The following is a 16676-nucleotide window of genomic DNA, read 5'->3' as shown; positions in this document are numbered from 1 at the left end:
TCGCCCTGTCAGGACTTGGCTGTGGTTGCCCGACGATCTACCCCGATTGGCGGACCTGAGAAACCCCAGCTTTGTCGAGGATGGCGTGAGTGACTTCTTTCCAGGCGGCGCGCGCATCGCGGTTCTCACCACGCAGCCGCTGCCTGGTCCACTCGACTATATAAGCCCCGAGGGCGGCGTTTCCACCGGCGCGGTGGTCGAAGTGCCGCTCGGGCCGCGCCGTGTGATCGGCGTCGTCTGGGGCAAGGGCGAGGGCGGCTTCGATGCCGCGAAGCTCCGCCCCGTCAGCCGGGTGCTCGAGGCCGAGCCGCTGACGGATGTGATGCGCGAGTTCCTGATCCGCGCCGCCGATTACACGCTGACCCCGCCGCCCTTCATGCTGCGCATGGCTTTGCGCGCGCCCGGCCTCGCCGATCCGCCCGGGGCGCGGATCGTTTACCGGATGGGCCGGGAGGAGCCGGGCCGGATGACCCCGGCGCGCGAGAAGGTGCTGGGGGTGATGGAGGATTTCGAGGGCCTCTCGTTTACCCTCGGCGAGCTGGCGGAGATGGCGGGCGTCTCCTCCTCCGTCATCAAGGGCCTCGTGAAGGCCGGCGCGCTCCGCGAGGAGGAGGCGCCCCGCGACACGCCCTATCCACCGCTCGACGCGAGCCTGCCCGGGCTCGACCTGACGGAGGATCAGGCGGCCGCCGCCGGCCGGCTCCGCGCCCAGGTGGCGGAAGGGCGCTATGGCACGACGCTTCTTCGCGGGGTCACCGGCTCCGGCAAGACGGAGGTCTATCTGGAGGCGGTGGCGGAATGCCTCGCGAAGGGCCGGCAGGCGCTGGTGCTCCTGCCCGAGATCGCGCTGACGGCGGCCTTCCTCGAACGGGTCGAGGAGCGCTTCGGCGCCAAGGCCGCCGAATGGCACTCCGGCATCACCATGACCGAGCGGCGGCGGCTCTGGCGGATGGTCGGCACGGGCGGCGCCCAGCTCGTCGTCGGCGCCCGCTCGGCGCTCTTCCTGCCCTTCCGCGAGCTCGGGCTCATCGTGGTGGATGAGGAGCACGACGGCTCCTACAAGCAGCAGGACGGCGTTCTCTACAACGCCCGCGACATGGCGGTGCTGCGCGCCTCGCTCTGCAATGCCGGCGTCATCCTCGCCTCCGCCACGCCCTCGCTCGAGACATGGGTCAATGCCGAGCAGGGCAAGTACGAGCGGCTCGATCTGACCTCGCGCTTCGGCCCGGCCATCATGCCGAAGATGCGCGCCATCGACATGAGGGCGGAGGAGATGACCTCCGGCCGCTGGCTCTCCCCGACGCTGGCGGCGGCGGTGGAGACGCGGCTGGAGAAGGGGGAGCAATCGCTCCTCTTCCTCAACCGGCGGGGCTATGCGCCGGTGACGCTCTGCCGGGCCTGCGGCGAGCAGGTGGCCTGCCGGCACTGCGATGCGCGGATGGTGGAGCACCGGTTCCTCAAACGGCTCATGTGCCACCAATGCGGCGAGACGATCCCGATGCCCGAGGCCTGCCCGAGCTGCGGCGTCGAGGGCAAGCTCGCCGCCATCGGCCCCGGCGTCGAGCGGCTGGCGGAGGAGGTGACGGCGCGCTTCCCCGAGGCGCGGCTGGCGGTGCTGTCCTCCGACCTTTTCGGCTCGGCGCGGGCGCTGAAGGAGGCGATCCTCGATATTGCCGCGGGCGGGGCCGACATCATCATCGGCACGCAGCTCGTGGCCAAGGGCCATAACTTCCCTCTGCTGACGTTGGTGGGAGTGATCGATTCCGACCTCGGGCTGCAGGGGTCTGACCTGCGCGCGGCCGAGAAGACCTTCCAGCTCATCCGGCAGGTGGCGGGCCGGGCCGGGCGGGCGGAGGTGCCGGGCGAGGCGCTTCTGCAGAGCTACCAGCCGGAGCATCCGGTGATCCGCGCGATCCTCTCGGGCGAGGAGGAGCGCTTCTGGGCGGCGGAGGCGGAGGAGCGGCGGGCGGCCGGCGCGCCGCCCTTCGGGCGGATGGCGGGCATCGTCCTCTCCTCCCCCGACCTGCAGGCGACCTTCGACATCGGCACCACGCTGGCCCGGAACGCCGGGCCGCTCCTCGCCATCGGCGCGGAGGTCTACGGCCCGGCGCCCGCACCCATCGCGCGCGTCAGGGGCCGGCACCGGGTGCGGCTGCTGGTCAAGGCGGCGAAGACGGCGCCCCTGCAGCAGGCGCTCGCCGACTGGGTGGCGCCGCTGAAGCTGCCGGCCAACTTCCGGCTGGCGATCGACATCGACCCGCAGAGCTTCTGGTGAGCGGGTGCGAAGATTTTTCCTCGAAAAATCTTTGGGCTAAAATTCTTCGAGGGAGAATTTTGGGGGGCTGTCTGCCCCCCCTCGCCGTTCCGGCGACTCCCCCCGAGGATTTTTCTGGAGCAAAGACGGCAGAGAGCAAGATCCGTCAGGCGGGGCGCCAGGCGGCGGGCTAGGAGGACGGCATGATGGATACGAACCGAAAGCAGAGCCTCATCGACCTCGCCCGCTGGCGGGTGGAGACGGATCTTGCGGACGGTCCGAGCCTCACCTCTCTCGCCGCCCGGCTGGGGGTCAGCCCCTTTCATCTGACCCGGGCCTTCACATTGCTCACCGGCCAGCCCTTGATGGCCTATGTGCAGGCGCGGCGGCTGACCGAGGCGGCGCATGCGCTTGCCGAGGGGCGGGAGAATGTCACCGGGGCGGGCCTTCTGGCCGGCTACGACAGCGCCGAGGGCTTCTCGCGCGCCTTCCGGGCCCGGTTCGGGCGCGCCCCCTCCTCCATCCGCCGGCCGGAGGATCTGGCCGGCCTGCCCCTTCAGGAGCCCCTCATCATGTCCCCCGAGACCAGATACATCCCCAAAGCCCGCATCGAAACCTATCCCGGCGCCCGCCTCATCGGGCGCGGCGCCCGCTTCGACATGGAAAGCCGCAGCCGTATCCCCGCCTTCTGGCAGGAGGCGAACGAGAGCTTCGGCGAGCATCTGGAGGGGCGGCCGACCTTCGGGGTCTGCCATGACTTCCAGGAAGACGGCAGCTTTGCCTATTTCATCGGGGTGGAAGGCGACACCACCCCCGAGGGGCTCGAGCGGCTCGAGCTGCCGGCCGGGCGCTATGCGGCCTTCGAGCATGAGGGCGACATCGGCTCGCTCAGCCGCACCTGGGGCGGCATCTTCGGCGGCTGGGCCGAGACCAGCGGCGAGGAGATCGGCGAAGGGCCGGAATTCGAGCTCTACGAGGCGGATTACAATCCGATGACCCCGGGCGGCATTGCCGTCTGGGTGCCGCTCGCCCGCTAGATCAGGAGCCCGGCGGCGCCTTCGAGGCGGAGGAGCCAGACCTTCGTCTCGATGCCGCCGGCGCCGGAATAGCCGCCGAGGCTGCCGGCGCCGAGCACCCGGTGGCAGGGCACGAAGATCGGCAGATGGTTGGAGCCGCAGACCTGCCCCGCGCCCTGGGCCGAGATGCCGAGCCGGGCGGCGAGGTCGCCATAGGTGATCGTCTCGCCATAGGGGATGTCGGCGAGGGCCTGCAGATTGCGGGCCTTGGGGCCGAGGTCGAGGGGCAGGTCGAACTCCCGGCGGGTGCCGGCGAGATAGGCGGCGAGCTGGGCCAGCGCCTCCGCCGCGAGCCCGCCCTTCGGCGGTGGGGCAACGCCCCAGCCGGCGGCAGTGAGGCGGCCCTCCGCCTCCTCCACCCAGAAGGGGCCGATGGCGGTCTCCGCCCCGGCCCTCACACCTGACATGCCACGAACCAGATCGTCCCGTCGGGGCTCTGGAAACCGCCGCGGCGGTCGCCGTCGCCCTTCTCGGACATCGGCTGCACCTCGGAGGCGCCGGCCTTCAGCGCGCGGGCGAAGGCGGCGTCGGGGTCGGCGAGGTAGAGGTGGAGCATCATCTGCGGCCCCTCCGCCTCGCCCATCATCAGCACCGTGTCGCCGATCCGGCATTCGGCATGCATCACCCGGTCGCCCTCGCGGATCACCCGCAGCCGCTCGGCGCCGAAGACCCGGTCGCAGAAGTCGAGCACCGCGCCGGCATCGGGCACGAGGAGATAGGGGGCGAGGTCGGTATATCCTTCGGGCTTCCACTCCATGGGGCCGAGCCTGCGCCCGGCCCCGGGGAAGTGCAAGGCCCCCTCAGCCCGCCTCGGAGACCGCTTCGTCGCAGCGGGCGCAGAGCCCGGAATGGGCGTGCGTGCCGACATCTGGGAGGATCTTCCAGCAGCGCTGGCACTTCTCCCCCTCCGCCGTCTCGAAGACCACGCCGATGCCGGGGACGTCCGGCATGCGGAAGGCCTCGTCGGGGGCCGGGTCGGTGGTGACCGAGATGGCCGAGGTGATGCAGAGATCCTCGAAGGGCACCCCTTTGAGCGTCTCCGCCGTCGCCTCGTCGACATGCACCACCGGCGCCGCCTCGAGGCTGGCGCCGATCACCTTGTCGCGGCGGGCCACTTCGAGCGCGCCGGTCACGACACGGCGGGCGCGGCGGATCGCGGACCAGCGGGCGGCGAGCGCCTCGTCGCGCCAGGCGTCCGGGGTGTCAGGCATGTCGGTGAGGTGGATCGAGCTCTCCGCCCCGGGGAAGCGCTCCAGCCAGGCCTCTTCCATGGTGAAGACCAGGACCGGCGCGAGCCAGGTGGTCAGCCGGTGGAAGAGCAGGTCGAGCACGGTGCGCGCCGCCCGGCGGCGGGCGGTGTCGCCGTCGCAATAGAGCGCATCCTTGCGGATGTCGAAATAGAAGGCCGACAGCTCGACCGTGGCGAAATGGAACACCGCCTGGAAGACGCCCTGGAAGTCGAAGGCGCGGTAGCCGTCACGCACCGTCTGGTCGAGCTCCGCCAGCCGGTGGAGGACCCAGCGCTCCAGCTCCGGCATCTCCTGCGGCGCCACGCGATCGGCCTCGGTGAAGTCGGCGAGGGAGCCGAGCATGAACCGGAGGGTGTTCCGGAGGCGCCGGTAGCTGTCGGCCGTGCCTTTCAGGATCTCCGGCCCGATGCGCTGGTCGCCGGTGTAGTCGGTCTGCGCCACCCAGAGGCGGAGGATGTCGGCGCCGTACTGCTTGACCACGTCATCGGGGGCGATGGTGTTGCCGAGCGACTTCGACATCTTGTTGCCCTTCTCGTCGAGCGTGAACCCGTGGGTCACGACCGAGCGATAGGGCGCATGGCCGGTGGTGCCGACCGATTGGAGCAGCGAGGAATGGAACCAGCCGCGGTGCTGGTCGGTCCCTTCCATATAGACATCGGCGATCCCGTCCGCGGTGCCGTCAGGCCGGTCGCGGAGGACGAAGGCATGGGTGGAGCCGGAATCGAACCAGACGTCGAGGATGTCGAAGACCTGGGTATAGGCCTCGGGGTCGGCGTCGTTAGCCAGGAAGCGCTCCTTGGCGCCGGGCTTGTACCAGGCGTCGGCGCCTTCCTCCTCGAAGGCGGCGGTGATGCGGGCGTTGACGGCCTCGTTGCGGAGCAGGAACTCCGGGTCGTCCGGCAGCGCGCCGGTCTTCACGAAGCAGGTCAGCGGCACGCCCCAGGCGCGCTGGCGCGAGAGCACCCAGTCGGGCCGCGCCTCCATCATCGAATGGAGCCGGTTGCGGCCGGAGCGAGGGGTCCAGGTCACCTGGTCGATAGCCGTCAGCGCCCGCTCGCGGATCGTCTGGCCCAGCGCGTCCTGCCCGTCGCCGACGGGCCGGTCGATGGCGGCGAACCATTGCGGCGTGTTGCGGTAGATGACCGGCGCCTTGGAGCGCCAGGAATGTGGGTAGGAATGCTTGATCTTGCCGCGCGCGAGAAGGCCGCCGACTTGGGCGAGCTTGTCGATGACCGCCTTGTTGGCGTCGCCTTCCTTGCCCTTCTCGTTGAGGATCTTCCTGCCGCCGAAGAAGGGGAGATCCTCCCGGAAGCTCCCGTCGGGCATGACGTTGTAGGTGATGACCTCACCCAGCATCCCGAGCTCGCGGTAGAGGTCGTATTCCTCGAGGCCATGCGACGGAGCGCAATGGACGAAGCCGGTCCCCTCGTCATCGGTGACGAAGGGCGCGGCGCGGAAGTCGCGGGGGGCGTCCCATTCGCCTTCGGAGCCCTCGGCCCCGGCCAGCGGGTGGGCGAGCTTCAGGCCCTCGAGCGAGGCGGTCGGCACGTCGGCCACGCGGCGCCACTGGTCCTCGGAGAGGCGGGCGCGGGCGAAGACATCCGCCGCCAGCTTGTCGGCGAGGATGTAGCGATCGCCCTTGGTCGCCCAGCATTCCTCGGGCGTGTCCGTGACCTCGTAGAGCCCGTACTCATAGCCCGCGCCATAGACCACGCCGCGGTTGGACGGCATCGTCCAGGGCGTCGTCGTCCAGATCACCACCTGCGCGCCGTCCAGATCGGTGCCCTTGGCGCCGAGCACGCGGAACTTCACCCAGATCGTGAAGCTCTCCTTGTCGTGGTACTCCACCTCGGCCTCGGCCAGCGCCGTCTCCTCGACCGGAGACCACATGACCGGCTTGGAGCCCTGGTAGAGCGTCCCGTTCATCAGGAACTTCATGAACTCCTCGGCGATCACCCGCTCGGCATGGAAATCCATGGTGAGGTAGGGCTCCGCCCAGTTGCCGGTGATGCCGAGGCGCTTGAACTCTTCCCGCTGGACGTCGACCCAGCCGGCGGCGAAGTCGCGGCATTCCTGCCGGAACTCGAGGACGGGGACGTCGTCCTTGTCCTGACCCTTGGCGCGGTATTTCTCCTCGATCTTCCATTCGATCGGCAGGCCGTGGCAATCCCAGCCCGGGATGTAGCGCGCGTCATGGCCCATCATCTGGTGCGAGCGGACGATCATGTCCTTGATCGTCTTGTTGAGCGCATGGCCGATGTGCAGATGGCCGTTGGCATAGGGCGGGCCGTCGTGGAGCGTGAAGGGCGTGCGGCCGTCCTTCTCGCGGAGGCGGTCATAGACGCCGATCTCCTCCCAGCGGGCGAGCCAGTCGGGTTCGCGCTTCGGCAGGCCGGCGCGCATGGGAAAATCGGTAAGGGGGAGGTTCAGCGTGTCCTTGTAGTCGGGCACGGTCACGTCGTCGGCGCACATCGGATGCGGCTCCTCGGGTCGGTCGGTCATGGGGGGAATAGATTGCGTGGCGCGCGCGCGCAACGTCTTGCCCGGCGGCTCTGGCTCAGAGCGCCGGGATGCTAATTCGAATGGCGAGGGGACGTGCCATGGGGGCAGGATATAGTCTCGTGGCGGGGCCGGGTAAAGGGAGGCGAGTGTGGGGCTGAGGATCGGGATCGCGGGCGCCGGCATCGGCGGGCTGGCGGCGGCGGCGCTGCTGGCGCGGGCCGGGCACGCGGTGCGCGTCTTCGACCGCTTCCCGGCGCCGGCGCCGGTGGGCTCGGGGCTGGTGATCCAGCCGGTGGGGCTGGAGGTGCTGGCCGAGGCGGGGGCCGTGGAGGCGGCGCTGGCGCGGGGGCGGCGGATCACCCGGCTCGTGGGGCACGAGGCGTCCTCCGGCCGGCGGGTGCTCGACGTCGGCTACGGCGCCGTGCCGGGGCTGGCGATCCACCGGGCGAGCCTGTTCGCGGCGCTGCTGGAGGCGGCGCTGGCGGCGGGGGCCGAGCTGGTGCCGGGGGCGCATGTCATGGGCGCCGGGGAAGGCTGGATCGAGCTCTCCGGCGGCGGGCGCGAAGGCCCGTTCGACCTGATCGTCGATGCCGCCGGCGCCCGCTCGCCGCTCTCGCCGCTCAAGGCGCGCCCCCTGCCCTACGGCGCGCTCTGGGCCAATGTGGACTGGCCGGAGGGCACGCCGCTGCCGCCCGACCGGCTGACCCAGCGCTACCGCCGCGCCGACCGGATGGTCGGCGTCCTGCCCATCGGCACCCCGCCGGGCGAGACCCGCCCGCAGGCGGCGATCTTCTGGTCGCTGCCGGAGGACGGCTATTCCGCCTGGGCCGAGGCCGGCCTCGGCGCCTGGGCGGCGGAGGCCACGGCGCTCTGGCCCGATGTCGCGCCCTTCGCGGCGCAGGTGACCGAGCCCTCACAGATGGTCTTCGCCCGCTACAGCCACGGCCAGCTCCTGCGGCCGTGGCGCCCCGGCCTCGCCCATATCGGCGATGCCGCGCACCGGACCTCGCCGCAGCTCGGGCAGGGGGCGAATATGGCGCTTCTCGATGCGCTGGCGCTGACCCGGGCGCTGGAGCGGGCGGAGGGCGAGGCGGCGCTGAGGCTCTATGCCCGCGCCCGGCGGGCGCATGTGCTCGGCTATCAGGCGATCAGCGCCGCCTTCACCCCGCAATACCAGAGCGGCAGCCGCATCCTGCCGGTGATCCGCGATCACCTCCTCGCGCCGCTCTCCTTCACCCCGCCGCTGCCCTGGATCCTCACCCGGCTCGTCGCCGGCCGGCTGGTGCCGCCGCTCGGCCGCCTCAGCCGCCGAAGAGAAGCTCCGCCGCCGTGAGGTCATGCTCGAACGCGCCGGTCTGCAGGAAAGCGCGCACCTGGGCGATGACGAGCGGGTTGTTCATGAGGAACGTGTGGCTGACCGGCAGGACGAGGAAATCCGTCTGCCCCGGCAGCGCCGCGGATTGCACCGAGACCTTGCCGTCATCCGGCCCCTCGATCAGCGCCGAATAGAAGGGGTTGAGCGAGCCGGTGCCGGCGATCACCCCCACCGGATAGTCGGGCGGCGGCAGCCGGTTCGGCAGGGCCTCGGGGTCGGTGCCGAGCTCCTGCCCCGCCGGCCCGTAGATCCAGTCGAAGACGGCGAGCTCGTCGAACGTGTCGACAAGCTCGGAGCCGTTGTTCGGCGGCGCCAGCATGACGACGCGGCCGAGCCGGGGCACGTCGTGCCCCGCCAGCCAGTGCCGGGTGACGATGCCGCCCATGGAATGGGTGACGATGTTGATGCCGATGGAATCGCCGCAGGCGGCGATGTCGCGGGGCAGGATCTCGGCCGCGAGATCCTCGATGGAGGCTTCGGTGGAGGGATAGCCGTTGTTGACGACCCGGTAGCCGTCGCGCTCCAGCACCTCCTGAAGGACGAGAAAGCTCCCCTCCCCCCGCGCCAGCCCATGGAGGAGGATCACGCATTGCCCCTCCGGAGCCACCCGGTCGGCACCAGCAGCGGGCAGCGCCCCTTCGGCGCTCGCCGGGGCAACGCCGCCCGGCGCGAGCGTCCCGCATTGCGCCAGGCCAAGACCGGCGGTGAGGAACAGGGCAAGGGTGGCGCGTCGAAGCATGTTCCAAGATATAGCGCAGCTCCGCGCAAAAGGGAGCTTGCCGGGGGCGGCGACCTTGCGTCGCAGCCCGGATCGCCCGGCGCGCGGAGGGCCGTGCGGGCGCCGGCGCTGCGACACTAGAGCCCCGCCAGGCCCCTTGCCGGTCCCCCGCCCCTCTGATGACATCGCCGCGACCCTCAAGAGCAATGGAGCCCGTCATGAACAAGCTGCTGCCCCTCGCCCTCGCCGCCCTCGCGGCCAGCCCCGCTCTCGCCGAGATCAGCGAGCAGGACGTGATGATCGAGGGCTCGGCCCATCCGATCCCCGCCACGATCACGCTGCCCGGCGGCGACGGCCCCTTCCCCATCGTGCTGATGTTCCACGGCACCGGCTCCGACCGGCACGAGGCGGGGATGGGCTATGACATCTTCGCGCCGCGCCTCGCCGAGGCCGGCATCGCCTCGCTGCGCTTCGACTTCGCCGGCAATGGCGACAGCCCGGTGGATTATGCCGAGTACACGCCCTCGGGCGGCCTCGCCGACGGGCTCGAGGCGCTGGCCTATGCCGCCAGCCTGCCGCAGGTGGATGCCGGGCGGCTCGGCGTCATGGGCTGGAGCCAGGGCGGCTATGTCGCCCTCCTCGCCGCCGCCCGCACGCCGGAGGTGCAGAGCGTCGTCACCTGGGCCGGCCTCACCGACATGTCGGGCAGCTTCGCCGAGGGCCGCGCGGCCGCCGAGGAGACGGGCATCTATGAGCTGACCTTCGACTGGCGCGAGCCGCTCAACCTGTCGATCGACTGGTTCACGGATGTCGAGTCCATCGACCTCGGCACCGAGCTCACCGGCTATACCGGCCCGCTTCTGGCTATCAACGGCGCCGAAGACACGGTGGTGCCGCCGGCCACGGTCGAGACGATCCTCGCCGCCACCGGATCGGAGGTGAAGGAGGGCGCCCTCATCGAGGGCGGCGATCACACCTTCAACATCTTCTCCGGCGACATGGCCGTGTTCGACGAGCTGAGCCGCCTGACCATCGAGTGGTTCGAAGAGACGCTGTAAGAGGTCGGCCGGGGCGGAGGAGACCCGCCCGCCCCGGCCCCCAATGCCCGCGCCGCGCGGGTTAGGGAGGCATCCGCCCGGCTTGCGCCCGGCTGGCGGGGCTCCTCTCGGCAGGCCGCATTGGAGGCTGTCTTGGCGGCCGCACCAAGCGGTACCGCCCTTGAGAGCCCGCCCGCGCGGGAGAGACCCACGCAAGACTCGCGGTCCCTCCCCGCCCCCACCACCCCCGCGCCCGCCCTTGCACCCGCCCGGCCGCGGGGCCATCGTCGCCCCATGCCGATCCGCCTCGCCACCCGGGCCGTGATCGTGGAGGAGGGGCGCCTTCTCCTCGTCAATGCCTATGCGCGCGGCTCGGACCTCTGGTGCGCGCCCGGCGGCGGCGCCGAGCCCCATGCCTCGCTGCCGGAGAACCTCGCCCGCGAGGTGCGGGAGGAAACGGGGCTGGAGATCTCGGTCGGCGCGCCCTGCCTCATCAACGAGTTCCACGCCCCCGGCGGCGATTTGCACCAGGTCGATCTCTACTTCCGCTGCCGGGTGACGGGCGGGGCGCTGAGCGACGATTGGAAGGACCCCGAGGGCATCGTCTCCCGGCGCCGCTTCTTCGCGCCGGAGGAGCTCGCGGGCATCCGGCTGAAACCGGACAGCCTGCCGGAGGTGGCCTTCGGGGAGGCTGGGGCGGTCTGGTACGACCCTTTGGAGCCGATCGTCGGCTAGGAGAGGGTAAGGCGTTGCGCGGAAAGTGGGTTGAAAACCCACCCTACGGCCGCGGGCGGGCGCCTTCCGGCGTAGGGTGGGTTTGTAACCCACCGTCCACATCTCAACCGGGACAAACGCTGCCGCGCAGGGCGAGCGCCGGCCCGGGGGGTGGCGCTCCTGCGGGTGGTGCGGGGCACTTTATGGTGCAGCCACCTCCCCGCCCCGAGGTCGGGCCCAGCCCCACCAGAGCGCCAGCCCGCGGGACGGGCCGGCGCTCGCCCTGCGCCTGCGGCGCGCACCGGGCGGGGGCACCGGACGAACGGCGCTCGGGCGGTGGGTTGAAAACCCACCCTACGAAGACCGCGAGACGGCCCGTCAGGGCGGGCCGAGCAAGCCCCCCCGCCCAAAAGAAAAGGGCGCCCCGACGGAGCGCCCTTCCCCAAAGTCTGAGCCGGGTGGCTTACATCATGCCGCCCATGCCGCCCATGTCGGGCATGCCGCCGCCGGAGGCGTCGTCTTTCTTCGGCTTGTCGGCCACCATGGCTTCGGTGGTGATCAGAAGGCCGGCCACGGAGGCCGCGTCTTCCAGCGCGGTGCGCACCACTTTCGCCGGGTCGATGACGCCGAACTTGAACATGTCACCATATTCTTCGGTCTGCGCGTTGAAGCCGAACTTCAGATCATCCGACTCGCGGACCTTGCCGGCCACGACCGACCCGTCGACGCCCGCGTTCTGGGCGATCTGGCGGAGCGGCGCTTCCAGCGCGCGGCGCACGATCTTGATGCCGGCGTCCTGGTCGGCATTCTCGCCGGAAAGGCCGTCGAGCGACTTGGCGGCCTGCACGAGGGCCACGCCGCCGCCGACCACGATGCCTTCCTGAACGGCAGCGCGGGTCGCGTTGAGCGCGTCATCGACGCGGTCCTTGCGCTCCTTGACCTCGACCTCGGTCATGCCGCCAACGCGGATGACGGCGACGCCGCCGGCGAGCTTGGCAACCCGCTCCTGCAGCTTCTCGCGGTCGTAGTCGGAGGAGGTGTCCTCGATCTGCTGACGGATCTGGCTGACCCGGGCTTCGATCTCGGACTTCTCGCCGCCACCGTCGACGATGGTCGTCTCGTCCTTGGTGATCGAGATGCGCTTGGCCTTGCCGAGCATGTCGAGCGTGACATTCTCGAGCTTCATACCGAGATCTTCCGAGATCACCTGGCCGCCGGTCAGGATCGCGATGTCCTGCAGCATGGCCTTGCGGCGGTCACCGAAGCCCGGAGCCTTGACGGCGGCGATCTTCAGGCCACCGCGCAGCTTGTTGACGACGAGCGTCGGCAGGGCCTCGCCCTCGACGTCCTCGGCGATGATCAGGAGCGGCTTGCCCGACTGGATGACGGCCTCGAGAAGGGGGACCATCGGCTGCAGCGACGAGAGCTTCTTCTCGTGCAGCAGGATGATGGCGTCTTCGAGCTCGACGGTCATCTTGTCGGTGTTGGTCACGAAGTAGGGGGAGAGGAAGCCGCGGTCGAACTGCATGCCTTCGACGACTTCGGTCTCGGTCTCGAGCCCCTTGTTCTCCTCGACGGTGATGACACCTTCGTTGCCGACCTTCTGCATCGCGTCGGCGATCTGGCGGCCGATTTCCTTCTCGCCATTGGCGGAGATGGTGCCGACCTGGGCGACTTCGTCGCTGTCGTTGACAGGGCGGGCGGCGGCCTTGATGGCGGCGACGACGCGAGCCGTCGCGGCGTCGATGCCGCGCTTGAGGTCCATCGGGTTCATGCCGGCCGCAACCGACTTCATGCCCTCGTTGACGATGGCCTGGGCGAGAACGGTGGCGGTGGTGGTGCCGTCGCCGGCCTCGTCATTGGTGCGGGAAGCGACTTCCTTCACCATCTGCGCGCCCATGTTCTCGAACTTGTCTTCGAGCTCGATCTCCTTGGCGACCGTCACACCGTCCTTGGTGATGCGCGGGGCGCCGAAGCTCTTCTCGATGACCACGTTGCGGCCCTTGGGGCCGAGGGTCACCTTGACCGCGTTGGCGAGGGTGTTGACACCCTTGAGCATGCGGTTGCGGGCGTCGGTATCGAAACGAACGTCCTTTGCCATGTGGCTTGCTCCTGAAAGCTAGTGTTGCGTGGAATGCCGGGCCGGCGGGATCGCCGGCCGCGCGGCTCAGGCGATGATGCCGAGGATGTCGCTCTCTTTCATGATGAGCAGCTCCTCGCCTTCGACCGTCACCTCGGTGCCCGACCATTTGCCGAACAGGATGCGATCGCCGGCCTTGACGCCCATCTCGATCAGTTCACCCGAATCCTTGCGGGCGCCGTCACCACAGGCGACGACTTCGCCTTCGGCCGGCTTTTCCTTGGCGCTGTCGGGGATGATCAGACCGCCCTTGGTCTTCTCTTCGGATTCGACACGGCGCACCAGCACCCGGTCGTGAAGCGGCTTGAATGCCATCTTTGCAGCTCCCTGGCTCAAAGTTTCCTTCCGGAGCCGCCGGGTCTATGCCGGCTGGCCCCTTTAGCACTCTACATCGGTGAGTGCTAACAAGGCGGAGATAGAGAGCGTGGGAGCGGGTGTCAAGGCGCCGGGCCGCCCCGCGCTGCGCCCGATAGCCCCGCTGGACGGGGCCCGGGCGCCGCGATACTCTGGCGGCAAGGGGGCAGGGATAGGCGAGATGCGCCGGCCCGGCAACCAAGTCGGCGACGACCCGCCGCCCTCCGGCCCCGGCCGGCTTTTGCGAGAGGATTTTTCGCGATGATCATCAAGTACATGCGCATCCGCTGAGGGGCTGAAGCCCTCACCGTCGGCCCTTCGGGAGCCGGCCCGATCCTTCAGACCATTCAGGAGCAGACATGCCCAAGAGCAAGAGCACCCGCGGCAAGAGCCGCACGGGCGACAAGACGCCGCCCGCCCCGAACCAGACGCCCGAGCGCGCCGCAAGCGGCAAGCCGCCCAAGGCAGGCCCGCCGAAAGGCGTGCCCCAGGCCGCGCCGCGCCCGCCGCGGCGCCTGCCGGGCCGGAACGGCTGAGCAACAGGCGGGGGCCCGGCAGACGGGCCCCCGTCACGCCCCCGCCCCCTGTGGCCCATCGGCCATATCCGGCCGGGAAGCGCGGCACCTTCGCGCACCCCCATAAATAGGGGCTTGGCAGAATCGTGATCGCCCCCTAAGGCGAGGCCCAACGTCACATCCCGACGGAGGGCTTGCACATGACCAGGATCATTTTCCTCGCGCGCTAAGCGCGCCGCCAGCCCGTCCGGGAGCTGACCCGCTCCCGATTTCCCCAAAGCACCAGACCCGCGATGGCACACCGGCCCCTCAGGCCCGGCCCTGCCATATCCGCCCGCCGCCGCCTCTCGCGCGCGCCCCGGATCCGCGGCCCCCGCATCTTCCGACCTTGCGCGCCGCATGGGCGCGACAAGCCCCGGGGCGTTCTGCCCCAAACCCCGAGGGGCCGATCCGGCCCCGCAAACCTGAAAAGGACGACAGGAATGCACAACGCAACCGCCACCCTTCTCTGCGCCACCAGCGGCGCCTTCCTCTCCCTCCGTCCACGCGCGGCCCGCGCCCATGGCGCCGCCGCCGAATGGCCGAAACCCGAGATCTGTACGAAAACAACCGGCTGATCGTTCGACCCGACAGCCGGAGGACATTTGAAGGATAAACCAGATGTTTCCTCCTCTTTACGACCTGCCCGCGTCCATTCATCGCGCGGATGTCTACCCTTCCGAAGAGCGCCGGGTGATCCGGCGGTCTGCCCCCGAACGGCTGCGGTTCGACCCGCTGCATGCCGGGGGTCCTGTCGTCCCCCTTCTGCCCCTCCGCCTGGAGCCCGCGCCGCGGCCCGTCCGGGCGAAGGGTCAGGGCTGGCTTTCCCGCCTCTGGCGGCAGCCGGCCCTCGCGCCGCAAGTCTGATCGCCGGCGGCGCAGCCGGCACCGGGGCCTGCCCCCCGGTGCCGGCCCCTCCCTTCCCCCGCAACTTCTGCACGGGCCCCCCGTTGTCCTCCTGCGCCCGGAGGCGCACACTCGCGGCAAAGGAGGCCCCCATGACCACCCAGGACGCCCTGATCGACGCCATCCTCCCCCATGTCCCCTTCGACGGCTGGTCGGACGAGGCCTTCCGCGCCGCCGCCCGCGAGGCCGGCATGACCGTCGCCGAGGCGCGGGCCCTCGCCCCGCGCGGTGCCACCTCGCTGGCCGCCGCGCTCCACCGCCGCGGCGATGCGGCGCTGCCGGAGGCCGTCGCCGCCCTGCCCGAGGGGCTGCGCTATTCCGAGAAGGTGGCCCGCGCGGTCGAGGCGCGGCTGCGCCTCGCCGGCGATGTCGAGGTGCTCCGCCGCGCCACGGCGCATTTCGCCCTGCCGCAGAACGCCGCCCTCGGCTCCCGCCTGGTCTGGGACACGGCCGACACCATCTGGCGCGCCCTCGGCGACACCTCGACCGACGGCAACTGGTATTCCAAGCGGGCGATCCTCTCGGCGGTCTATTCCGCCGCGCTGCTCTACTGGCTCGGCGACCAGAGCCCCGGGCAGGAGCGGTCGCGCGCCTTCATCGAGCGGCGCATCGCCGATGTCATGCGCTTCGAGGAAACCAAGGGCCGCCTGAAGAAGAACCCGCTCTTCACCCCCGCCTTCCGCCTCTTCGAGAGCATCAAGGCGCCCACCTCCCGCGACCTTCCCGGCCGCTGGGACCTCCCGAGCTGAGCCCCATGCGCGTCACAGAGATCACCCGCCCCGGCGGGCCGGAGGTTCTTGCCCCGGCCGTGCGCCCCCTGCCCTCGCCCGCCGCCGGCGAGGTGCTGATCCGCCTCGCCTATGCGGGCGTCAATCGCCCCGACTGCCTGCAGCGCGCGGGCAATTACGCGCCGCCCCCCGGCGCCTCCGACCTGCCCGGGCTCGAGGGCGCCGGCACGGTCGAGGCGGTGGGCACCGGCGTCTCCTGGCCCCGGCCGGGCGACGAGGTCTGCGCGCTCTTCCCCGGCGGCGCCTATGCGGAGGCCGCCGTCACCCCGGCGGCCCATTGCCTGCCGGTGCCCGCGCCCCTCTCGCTCAAGGAGGCCGCTTGCCTGCCGGAGACCTTCTTCACCGTCTGGTCCAACGTCTTCATGCGGGGCGGCCTTCGGGCCGGTGAGCGGTTCCTCGTTCATGGCGGCTCGTCCGGCATCGGCACGACGGCGATCCAGCTCGCCGCCGCCTTTGGCGCCCGCGTCTTCGCCACCGCCGGCTCGGCCGACAAATGCGCCGCCTGCACCGATCTCGGCGCCGAGCGCGCCATCAACTACCGCGAGGAGGACTTCGTGGAGGTGATGGAGGCCGAGGGCGGCGCCGATGTCATTCTCGACATGGTCGGCAGCGACTATATCCCCCGCAATCTCAAGGCCCTCGCAACGGATGGCCGGCTCGTGCAGATCGCCTTTCTGCAGGGCCCGAAGGCGGAGGTAAACTTCGGCTCCCTCATGGTCCGGCGGCAGACGATCACCGGCTCGACGCTCCGCCCCCAGAGCGTCGCCGCCAAGGCCGCCATCGCCGAAGAGCTCCGCGCCCGGGTCTGGCCGCTCCTGGACGCGGGGCGCATCGCCCCGGTGATGGACGCGTGCTTCCCCCTCAGCGATGCCGCCGCCGCCCATGCGCGGATGGAAGAGGGCAACCACATCGGCAAGATCGTGCTCGACACCAGCGCCTGACCAAGGGGCAACACGGTGACGTGATATCGCGACTCAGGGGCGGCGTGCTGATGATTCCGGCACGTCA

15 protein-coding genes are annotated in these 16676 nt (G+C 70.5%); 9 read left to right on the top strand and 6 right to left on the bottom strand.

Annotation, left to right across the window (positions count from 1 at the left end):
- The first annotated feature begins 55 nt into the window (after positions 1-55).
- Together ACAZ03_RS02585 and ACAZ03_RS02580 are read left to right on the top strand one after the other, a co-directional pair.
- Positions 56-2275 carry a primosomal protein N' gene (locus ACAZ03_RS02585; RefSeq protein WP_373357032.1) on the top strand — a complete coding sequence of 740 codons (2220 nt, stop codon included), beginning with the start codon at positions 56-58 and terminating at the stop codon, positions 2273-2275.
- Between the two features lie 182 nt (positions 2276-2457).
- Positions 2458-3291: an effector binding domain-containing protein gene (locus ACAZ03_RS02580; protein WP_373355790.1), complete on the top strand. Its 834-nt coding sequence runs from the start codon at positions 2458-2460 to the stop codon at positions 3289-3291.
- Here ACAZ03_RS02580 and ACAZ03_RS02575 read toward each other — a convergent pair.
- The 3 genes from ACAZ03_RS02575 to ileS are packed head-to-tail and all read right to left on the bottom strand — an operon-like array spanning position 3288 to position 7052.
- Positions 3288-3737, bottom strand: coding sequence for a methylated-DNA--[protein]-cysteine S-methyltransferase (locus ACAZ03_RS02575; protein WP_373355789.1), 450 nt, complete (start codon positions 3735-3737; stop codon positions 3288-3290). The two genes, ACAZ03_RS02580 and ACAZ03_RS02575, sit on opposite strands and share 4 nt — an antisense overlap.
- A complete protein-coding gene (locus ACAZ03_RS02570) occupies positions 3725-4087 on the bottom strand; it encodes a VOC family protein (RefSeq protein WP_373355788.1) in 363 nt (120 codons plus the stop codon). Before ACAZ03_RS02570 ends, ACAZ03_RS02575 begins: the two co-directional genes overlap by 13 nt.
- A gap of 43 nt (positions 4088-4130) precedes the next feature.
- Positions 4131-7052: an isoleucine--tRNA ligase gene (ileS, locus tag ACAZ03_RS02565; RefSeq protein WP_373357031.1), complete on the bottom strand. Its 2922-nt coding sequence runs from the start codon at positions 7050-7052 to the stop codon at positions 4131-4133.
- A 178-nt stretch (positions 7053-7230) separates the two neighbouring features.
- Here ileS and ACAZ03_RS02560 point away from each other — a divergent pair, with 178 nt between their 5' ends.
- Positions 7231-8415 carry an FAD-dependent oxidoreductase gene (locus ACAZ03_RS02560; protein WP_373355787.1) on the top strand — a complete coding sequence of 395 codons (1185 nt, stop codon included), beginning with the start codon at positions 7231-7233 and terminating at the stop codon, positions 8413-8415.
- Here the strand turns inward: ACAZ03_RS02560 and ACAZ03_RS02555 are convergent.
- Positions 8384-9196 carry an esterase/lipase family protein gene (locus tag ACAZ03_RS02555; protein WP_373355785.1) on the bottom strand — a complete coding sequence of 271 codons (813 nt, stop codon included), beginning with the start codon at positions 9194-9196 and terminating at the stop codon, positions 8384-8386. The two genes, ACAZ03_RS02560 and ACAZ03_RS02555, sit on opposite strands and share 32 nt — an antisense overlap.
- 197 nt (positions 9197-9393) lie before the next feature.
- Between ACAZ03_RS02555 and ACAZ03_RS02550 the strand changes: the two genes are divergently transcribed.
- Positions 9394-10233, top strand: coding sequence for an alpha/beta hydrolase family protein (locus ACAZ03_RS02550; protein ID WP_373355784.1), 840 nt, complete (start codon positions 9394-9396; stop codon positions 10231-10233).
- 273 nt (positions 10234-10506) lie between these two features.
- Complete coding sequence (locus ACAZ03_RS02545; RefSeq protein WP_373355783.1) at positions 10507-10947, top strand: NUDIX domain-containing protein; 441 nt, start codon at positions 10507-10509, stop codon at positions 10945-10947.
- Between the two features lie 442 nt (positions 10948-11389).
- Here the strand turns inward: ACAZ03_RS02545 and groL are convergent, their stop codons facing one another.
- Together groL and ACAZ03_RS02535 are read right to left on the bottom strand one after the other, a co-directional pair.
- A complete protein-coding gene (gene groL / locus ACAZ03_RS02540; protein ID WP_373355782.1) occupies positions 11390-13027 on the bottom strand; it encodes a chaperonin GroEL in 1638 nt (545 codons plus the stop codon).
- A 66-nt stretch (positions 13028-13093) separates the two neighbouring features.
- Positions 13094-13381, bottom strand: a complete 288-nt coding sequence (locus ACAZ03_RS02535; RefSeq protein ID WP_373355781.1) for a co-chaperone GroES — start codon at positions 13379-13381, stop codon at positions 13094-13096.
- 398 nt (positions 13382-13779) lie between these two features.
- On the opposite strand from ACAZ03_RS02535, the gene ACAZ03_RS02530 reads away from it, so the two are divergent.
- The 4 genes from ACAZ03_RS02530 (at position 13780) to ACAZ03_RS02515 (ending at position 16609) form a co-directional block, all read left to right on the top strand.
- Entirely contained in the window at positions 13780-13956 is a 177-nt protein-coding gene (locus ACAZ03_RS02530) for a hypothetical protein (protein WP_373355780.1), read from the top strand.
- A gap of 461 nt (positions 13957-14417) precedes the next feature.
- Positions 14418-14552, top strand: a complete 135-nt coding sequence (locus tag ACAZ03_RS02525) for a hypothetical protein (protein WP_373355778.1) — start codon at positions 14418-14420, stop codon at positions 14550-14552.
- A 420-nt stretch (positions 14553-14972) separates the two neighbouring features.
- Entirely contained in the window at positions 14973-15629 is a 657-nt protein-coding gene (locus ACAZ03_RS02520; protein ID WP_373355777.1) for a COQ9 family protein, read from the top strand.
- Between the two features lie 5 nt (positions 15630-15634).
- Complete coding sequence (locus ACAZ03_RS02515; RefSeq protein ID WP_373355776.1) at positions 15635-16609, top strand: NAD(P)H-quinone oxidoreductase; 975 nt, start codon at positions 15635-15637, stop codon at positions 16607-16609.
- Positions 16610-16676 lie beyond the last annotated feature (67 nt).

It is taken from the genome of Pseudoroseicyclus sp. CXY001 (genome assembly GCF_041714655.1).
Lineage (GTDB): Bacteria > Pseudomonadota > Alphaproteobacteria > Rhodobacterales > Rhodobacteraceae > Pseudoroseicyclus_A.
Note: the sequence above shows the minus strand (reverse complement) of the source record. Positions and strands in the feature narration are given on the sequence as shown.